At 73.4% G+C, this 7,689-nt stretch carries 4 protein-coding genes; 2 read left to right on the top strand and 2 right to left on the bottom strand.

All coding sequences use genetic code 11. The annotated features are described in order from the left end of the window. On the top strand, positions 1–3,104 hold a 3,104-nt coding region (locus tag Q0A33_RS14540), incomplete at its 5' end, for an alpha/beta fold hydrolase (protein ID WP_291798354.1). Positions 3,105–3,231: 127 nt separating this feature from the next. Next, positions 3,232–4,245, top strand: coding sequence for an NAD-dependent epimerase/dehydratase family protein (locus Q0A33_RS14535; RefSeq protein WP_291798351.1), 1,014 nt, complete (start codon positions 3,232–3,234; stop codon positions 4,243–4,245). A 153-nt stretch (positions 4,246–4,398) separates the two neighbouring features. On the opposite strand, the gene Q0A33_RS14530 is transcribed toward Q0A33_RS14535, so the two are convergent. After that, a complete protein-coding gene (locus Q0A33_RS14530; RefSeq protein ID WP_291798348.1) occupies positions 4,399–5,931 on the bottom strand; it encodes an AMP-binding protein in 1,533 nt (510 codons plus the stop codon). A 143-nt stretch (positions 5,932–6,074) separates the two neighbouring features. Continuing rightward, positions 6,075–7,475, bottom strand: a complete 1,401-nt coding sequence (locus Q0A33_RS14525; RefSeq protein ID WP_291798344.1) for a C4-dicarboxylate ABC transporter substrate-binding protein — start codon at positions 7,473–7,475, stop codon at positions 6,075–6,077. Between the last annotated feature and the right edge of the window lie 214 nt (positions 7,476–7,689).

Below are 7,689 nucleotides of genomic sequence, written 5' to 3'. Positions count from 1 at the left end.
TGCCCCATGAGGCCTGCGGCGAGTTCGAGGGCTTCGATCCCGCCTGGTCGCGGCTCGTCACGGTCGACACCTTCGACGGCGCCCGCACCTTCCACGTGCTGGACACCGGTCCGGCACTCGCCGAGGCCGGCCTCACCCCCACCGGCACCATCCTCGCCCTGCACGGCAACCCCACCTGGTCGTACCTGTGGCGGCACCTCGCACAGGCGGCGATGGACCAGGCCGCGGGGACCGAGGCCGCAGGGCCTCGGCCCGGGCGCGTATGGCGTGTCATCGCCCCGGACCAGCTGGACATGGGATTCTCCGAGCGCCTCCCGCACGCCCGCGCCCCGCGCCCGGCGGATCCCGGTGTGCGCCGCATCGCGGACCGGGTGGCGGACTTCGACGCGCTCGTCACCCACCTGCTGGCCGAGGGTGACGGAGACGCGCCCACCGGTCCGGCAACCGCAGCAGGCACCGCGGAAGCCACCGCCGCCGCAGCAAAGGCTGCCTGGGAGAGCACCGCAGACCACCCCGTCGTCACGATCGGCCACGACTGGGGCGGCGTGCTCTCGCTCACCTGGGCCGCGCGCAACCAGGACCGCGTCTCCGCCGCCGTCTCGCTCAACACCGCCGTGCACCAGCCCGAGCACGCGCAGCTGCCGGCACCGCTGGCCGCCGCGCTCGCGGGACCGCTGCTCCCCGTCTCCACGGTGCACACGGATCTGTTCCTGCGCACCACGCTCTCGCTGGCGAAGGACGCACTCTCCGCCGGGGCCGTCGCCGGGTTCCGGGCGCCCTACACCACGGCGGCGGAGCGCGGCGGGATCGGCGGGTTCGTCGCGGACATCCCCGCCACGGACACGCACCCCTCCCACTCCGAGCTGCAGCAGCTGGGCGAGGACATCGCCTCCTTCACGCACCCGGCTCTGCTGGTGTGGGGCCCCAAGGACCCCGTCTTCCTCGAGCGCTACCTCCGCGACCTCCGCACCCGCCTGCCGCAGGCGGACCTGCACCGCTTCGAGAAGGCGAGCCACCTGGTGAGCGAGGAGGAGGACGTGGCCGGCGTGGTGCTGCGCTGGCTGGAGGAGCAGTTCCCCGCAGCCGGTCCGTCCGCAGTCGCGCAGACCCCCGCGGCCGAGGCCGCGCGCACCTCTGCGACGACGGCCTCGGAACCGTCCGCAGCCTCGGCGGCGCCCACGGACGCGGAGGCCCCCGCAGCCGAACAGCCCCGCACCAGCACACAGCCCTCGGAATCCACGCGCCTCATCGTCGATGCGCTCGAGGAGCGCGCGGACGACCACTCCCCCGCCACCGTGGACATGTCGCAGAATCCGCGCGCATCCCTCACCTGGGCGGAGGTCGCGGCGCGCGTCCAGGCCATCGCGGAGGGCCTCGTGCGGCTGGGCCTGCGGCCCGGCGACCGCGTGTCCATGCTCGTGCCGCCCGGCAACGACCTCACGACCGGCCTCTACGGCGTGCTGCGTGCGGGCGGAGTCGCTGTGGTGGCGGACGCGGGTCTGGGGCCTGCGGGCATGACCCGCGCGGTGCGTTCGGCCGACCCGCAGTGGATCATCGGGGAGCGACCCGGCCTGGCCCTCGCCCGCATGGCCGGCTGGCCCGGTCGCAGGCTCTCCGTGCAGAAGCTCTCCCGCGCCCAGCGCACCGCCCTGAGCGTGGAGACGAGCCTGGAGGAGCTCCTCGATGCGCCCGAGGCCGCCGGCACACCGCTGCCCCGCCCCGCGGCCGAGGACGACGCCGCCATCCTCTTCACCTCCGGCTCCACTGGACCGGCCAAGGGCGTCCGCTACACGCATGCGCGTCTCACCGCTCTCACACAGGTGCTCACGCGGGTCTTCGACGTACAGCCGGGCACCTCGCTCGTCGCGGGCTTCCCGCCCTTCGCACTGCTGGGGCCGGGGATCGGGGCGGTCTCGACCACGCCGGACATGGCGGTGACGAAGCCGCGCACGCTCACGGCCGCGGCCCTGGCGGAGGCGATCGAGGAGGGCGGGGCCACGATGGTCTTCGCCTCCCCCGCCGCCTACCGCAATGTCGTCGCCACGGCCCATGAGCTCAGCCTCGCGCAGTCCACGGCGTGCGCACGCGTGCAGATGGTCCTCTCCGCAGGGGCGCCCGTACCGCTGGAGCTCATGAACGCCCTCGCGTCCGTGTTCCCCAATGCGCGCATCCACACGCCCTACGGCATGACCGAGGGCCTCGTGCTCACGGACATCGACCGGGCTGAGGTCGCTCAGGCGCACGCGGACTCCGAGCGCGCGCTCCGTGCCGCAGCGGAGGAGCCGTCCGCCGAGGCTGCAGCCACCTCCGAGGCCGCAGCAGGGTCCGCCCCCGCTGCTGCTTCCGCCCCCGCGACTGCCTCCGGCACCGCAGCTGCCTCCGGCACCGCCCGCTCCTCCGCCCGCACCGCGGTCTCCCGCGACCTGGGCGTCTGCGTGGGCCGGCCGGTGGACGGCGTGCGCCTGGCGCTCGCTCCCATCGGCGAGGACGGCGCTCCGTCCGAGGACCTGCTGGAGGGCGAGGAGGCCCAGGGCGTCCTGGGCGAGTTCGTCGCCTCCGGCGCACACCTCAAGGCCGGCTACGACCGCCTGTGGAGCACGGACCGCGCCGCCGCCCGCGATTCGCGCGACGGCCTCCTCTGGCACCGCACCAACGACATCGGCCACTTCGACGCTCACGGCCGCGTCTGGCTCGAGGGACGCGTCCAGCACGTCGTCACCACACCGCACGGTCCGCTGGGACCGGGCGGCCCGGAGGCCGTGGTGGACGCGCTGGACGGCGTGCTCCGCTCCGCCGCCGTGGGCGTGGGGCCCACCGGCACGCAGGCCCTCGTCATCGTCGTGGAGCCGGATCCCGCACGGTCCCCGGGCGTCCGTGGCCGCGGGCTGCACTCCCGGGGGCTCCCGGCGCACGGTCCGGCGCCCCTGGGGCTGGCCTCGGCGGTCCGCTCCGCCGTGCGCGCCGTCACCGGCCACGACGTCGCCGCGGTGCTCGTCACCCGGTCCTTCCCCACGGACATCCGCCACAACTCCAAGATCGACCGCTCACGGCTCGCACGCTGGGCGGCCGAGGTGCTGGCCGGCGGGCGCATCGGGAGGCCCTGACGCCACGCAGGGCGGACCATCCCCGCCGGCACCGCCCACGGCAGGCCGGGCGCATCACCCCGGCCTGCCCGCCCCGGCTCCCGTTCGTCGGACCCGGATCGTCCGTCCCCGTCACCAGGAGGCACTCATGCACGTACTCGTCACCGGCGCTTCCGGGCTGCTCGGCTCCTCGACCGCCCGGGCGCTCATCGATGCCGGCCACACCGTCACGACGCTGCAGCGCAGGCCCTCAGGCGTGCCGGGGGCAGTGGACGTGCAGGGCTCCGTCACGGATCCGGAGGCCGTGCAGATGGCGGTCTCCGGGGCCGAGGCCGTCATCCACATGGCGGCGAAGGTCTCCGTCTCCGGGGACCCGGCGGACTTCGAGCGCATCAACGTCGAGGGCACCCGCGTGCTCCTCGAGGGTGCGCGCGCGGCACGCGTGCGCCGCTGGGTGCACATCTCCTCGCCGTCGGTGGCGCACGCGGGCTCCTCGCTCACGGGCGACGGCGCGGGCCCGGCGGACCCGGAACGCGCGCGCGGCGACTACGCCCGGACGAAGGCCGCCGGCGAGCTGCTGGCACTGGGCGCGGACGCCCGTGCCGAGGCCGCGGGGGAGGACTTCCGCGTCCTCGTCCTGCGTCCGCACCTCATGTGGGGGCCGGGCGACACGCAGCTCACGGAGCGGATCATCGACCGCGCGCGGGCGGGGCGGCTGCCCTTCATCGGCTCCGGTGCCGCACTGGTGGACACGCTGTACTCGGCCAACGCCGTCGAGGCGATCACCGCGGCGCTGCCCGCGTGTGCGCGCGTGCACGGCGAGGCCCTCGTGCTCACGAACGGGCAGCCGCGGATGATCGGCGAGCTCATGAGCCGGATCGCGCTGGCAGGAGGGGCGAAGCCGCCGGCCGTGCACGTGCCGGTGGCGGCGGGGCTGGCCGCAGGTGCGGCGGTGGAGACTGCGTGGGAGCATCTGCCGGAATCCGTGCGGGAGAAGGGTGACGGCGAGCCGCCGCTCACCCGCTTCCTCGCCGAACAGCTCTCCACCGCCCACTGGTTCGACCAGCGCCGCACGCGCGAGGTCCTGCAGTGGGAGCCGCGCGTCTCCGTCGAGGAGGGGCTCGCGCTCACGGCGGCCCACTACGGCGGCAGCGCGGACTGAGGCCGCCGAGGCCGGCCAGCTGACCCGGGCCGGCCTCGGGCAGATCCCACCCTCGCCGAGGCCGCCTGTCCCAGCACGGCCGGCTCCGGCACAGCCGACCCCGGTCTCGGGCCGCCTCGCGCGAGCCTCGCCCCGCTGCCTCCGAACCCGGCCTCAGCCGGCGAACTCCTCCCGCAGGCGGTGCTTCTGCAGCTTGCCCGAGGCGTTCCGCGGCAGCTCGTCCACGACCTCCAGCCGCGTGGGCTTCTTGAACGACGCCAGCCGGGGCGCGAGGAAGTCCTGGATCTCCTCCAGCGTGGGCGGGTCCGCCGGATCCGCCGGTACGACGATCGCCAGGGGCGTCTCCACCCACTGCGGGTGCGGCACGCCGATCACGCTCGCATCGGCAACCTTAGGATGAGCGGCGACGGCATGTTCAACCTCGACGGAGGAGATGTTCTCCCCGCCGGAGATGATGATGTCCTTCGCCCGGTCCACCACCGTCACGTAGCCGTCCTCGTCCCGGGTGACGAGATCGCCGGAGTGGAACCACCCGTCGTAGGTGGCCTCGGCGGTCTGCTCCGGCTTCCGCCAGTACTCGCGCATGAGGCCGGGGCCGCGGTAGACGATCTCCCCCGTCTCCCCCACCGGCACGTCCTCGCCGTCGGGCCCCACCACTCGCGCGGCGACGAGGCCCACCGGCTTGCCCACGGCACCCATCCGGGTGAACGAGTCCTCGCTGGAGAGGACGCACGTGACGGGAGACATCTCCGTCTGCCCGAAGGCGGCGCTGATCGCCGCGTCCGGGAAGGTGTCCGCCATGAGCTGCAGCGTCTCCCGGCTCGCCGGGGACGCACCCCACTGCAGCGCCTTGAGACGCAGCCGGCGCTCCCGGATGCCCGGCAGCGAGCAGAACGCCTGCCAGAGGGTGGGCACGAGGAACATGTTGGTCACGCCCTCGGCCTCGACCAGGTCCGCGAGCGCGGCGATGTTGGTCATCACCTGCGAGGGCGCCACGACGACCTTCACCGAGTTGAGGACCGCCGGATAGACGGTGCCGATCGCGGCGATGTGGAACAGAGGGACCACGAGCATCAGGGCGTCGTCCGCTCCGCCGGCCGGGGCGATGCGGTTCGTGGTGATGGTCTGCGCCGCCATGTTCAGGTGTGTGAGGACCACGCCCTTGGGGGCGGAGGTGGTGCCGGAGGTGTAGATGATGAAGGCCGCCTCGGACTCCGCCACGTCCACGGGTGCGGAGATTTCGCCGGAGTCCGCGATCGCCTCGAACTCCTCCCCGAAGCGGATGACCGGGACCTCGCCGCCGGAAGTGGCCTCCGCCAGCCGCGCCTCGCCCAGCTGATCCGCGAACCCCAGCACGGCGCCGGAGTCCTCGATGAGGTAGTCGAGCTCCGGACCGGCGGAGCGGATGTTGAGCGGCACCGCGACCGCGCCGGCGGTGTTGATCGCCAGGAGCGCGGCCAGCGCCTGCGCACTGTTGAGCGAGAGCAGGAACACGCGGTCGCCGGGCCCCACGCCGCGGCGCTGCAGCTCGGCCGCGACAGCCCGCATCCGCGCGTGCAGCTGGGCCCAGGTGGTCCGGCTCTCACCGTCCACGTGGGCGATCTGCTCGCCCCTGTCCTGAGCGTGCAGCTCCACCATGTTCATCCAGTGCAGCCGCCTGCTCGCGGCCAGCTGTGCATCCAACATCGTCGTCTCCTCCTCCGCGCTCATCCGCGCATGTCCGTTCTTCCCGGGAGCGCTGTGGGCGTCGCGGCCGCTGCGTCCCGACCTCTCGTGGCGTCGAATCCTCCCCAGGTGCGCCGCGGACACCCGGATCCTTCACTCCGCTCTCACTCCGGCCTCCGCGGCAGGTGGATCTCCTCGTAGATCCGCGCGCCGAACGGCTGGAGATCCAGCGGCGAGCCCTCCCACTCCTGCGCGAAGGCGTGGTAGTCGTCCTCGGCGGGGATCCCGCTCTCCTCCGCGAGGGCCGCCCACTTCTCGTAGCCCTCGTCGAAGGAGGCTGCCGCGGCCGCACCGTCGAGGGCGTCCGAGGCCTCCACCTGCGCGCGGAGCTCCTCGACCGCGCCCTGGAACGCGGACTCGGCGTCGTCCTCCAGGCGGGCAACCTCACCGCCGTTGTCCTCGATCATGCCCACGGCGGTCGCCGAGGAGTCGATCATGGCGGTGAGACCGGCACCGGTGAACACCTCGAAGGAGTCGAAGATCGCCTGCTTGGCCGCGAGCGGCAGACGCTCGTAGCCGGGCCCCGCGACGAGTGCGGTGGGGTTGCGGCCCCATGCACCGTCCTGCGGCAGGGACACGTGCGGCGCGACCTCGAGGAAGCCGTAGTCCGCGCCGATGCGCAGACCGCCCAGGGTGCAGTCGATGGTGTTCCGCTGCAGCGCCTCATAGGCCTCCGTGAACTGCATCGACACCGGCGAGGCGTCCAGCGCCTCCACGATCGTGAAGTCCGAGGCGGACCCCACGCGGATCTGCTTGCCGCGGAAGTCCGCCGCGGAGGTGACGGGCTCCGTGCACATGAGGGCGTTGGAGGTCTCGAAGAACATGGGACGCAGCACCGTCGCGCCCATCTCCTCGTAGTTCTCGACGACCTCGGGCGTGTCCCAGGCGGTCTCCAGCGCGGCCGCGGTCGTGGCGACCTCGGTGAGCACGGGGCTCGAGGGCGTGGACGGGCTCAGGCTGATGAGCTCGCCGATCGCCTCGTACTTGCTGGGCGTGTAGATGGGGATCTCCACGCCGATGTCGATGCGCCCGTCCGCCACGGCCTCGGTCACCTCGTCGAAGGGCGCCACCGACTGGCCCCACGCCATCTCGAACGTCACCTTGCCGCCGGTGAGCTCCTCGACCCGCTGCGCGAACTCGAGCTCCGCCTTGCCGCTGCCGCTCTCCGCCGAGGCCCCACCGCCCTGGTAGGTGAGGGTGACGGGCTCCATGTCCTCCAGAGCCGCCTGGTACTCCTCGGGGCTCGCACCGTACTCCACGCCCTCGCCGCCGCCGGCCTCCCCACCAGCGCCGCCGCCCGCGCCGCCCGCACAGGCGCTCATCCCCAGCGCAAGCGCGAGCACCGCAGCGGGGAGCGCGGCGGAGCGCAGTCCCCGGTGCGGACGGGATTCGCGGACGGCGCCTCTGGGGCGAGTGATACCGGCGGCGCGGACCGTGTGGGCATCGCCGGCCGGGGGACGACGGGAGGGACCTCCGGACATGCGCGCAGTCGTCGGTTCCAGCATTGTTCGGCTCTCCTTTGAACGAACGATCAGTCAACGTGGACTGGAACCGAGGATACCTGCTTCCGCCGCCGTTCGCTCAGCCTGAGAAGGCCTCCCGCAGCCGGTGCTTCTGCAGCTTGCCCGAGGCGTTCCGCGGCAGCTCGGCCACGACCTCCAGCCGCGTGGGCTTCTTGAACGACGCCAGCCGGGGCGCGAGGAAGTCCTGGATCTCCTC

Source organism: Brevibacterium sp. (assembly GCF_022712115.1).
Classification (GTDB): domain Bacteria; phylum Actinomycetota; class Actinomycetes; order Actinomycetales; family Brevibacteriaceae; genus Brevibacterium; species Brevibacterium salitolerans.
This window is presented reverse-complemented; position numbering and strand designations above follow the sequence as displayed.

Excerpts from the sequence above, each read along its gene's own strand:
- Q0A33_RS14535 (WP_291798351.1), top strand. The coding sequence starts at position 3,232 with ATGCACGTACTCGTCACCGGCGCTTCCGGGCTGCTCGGCTCCTCGACC.
- Q0A33_RS14530 (WP_291798348.1), bottom strand. The coding sequence starts at position 5,931 with ATGTTGGATGCACAGCTGGCCGCGAGCAGGCGGCTGCACTGGATGAAC.
- Q0A33_RS14525 (WP_291798344.1), bottom strand. The coding sequence starts at position 7,475 with ATGCTGGAACCGACGACTGCGCGCATGTCCGGAGGTCCCTCCCGTCGT.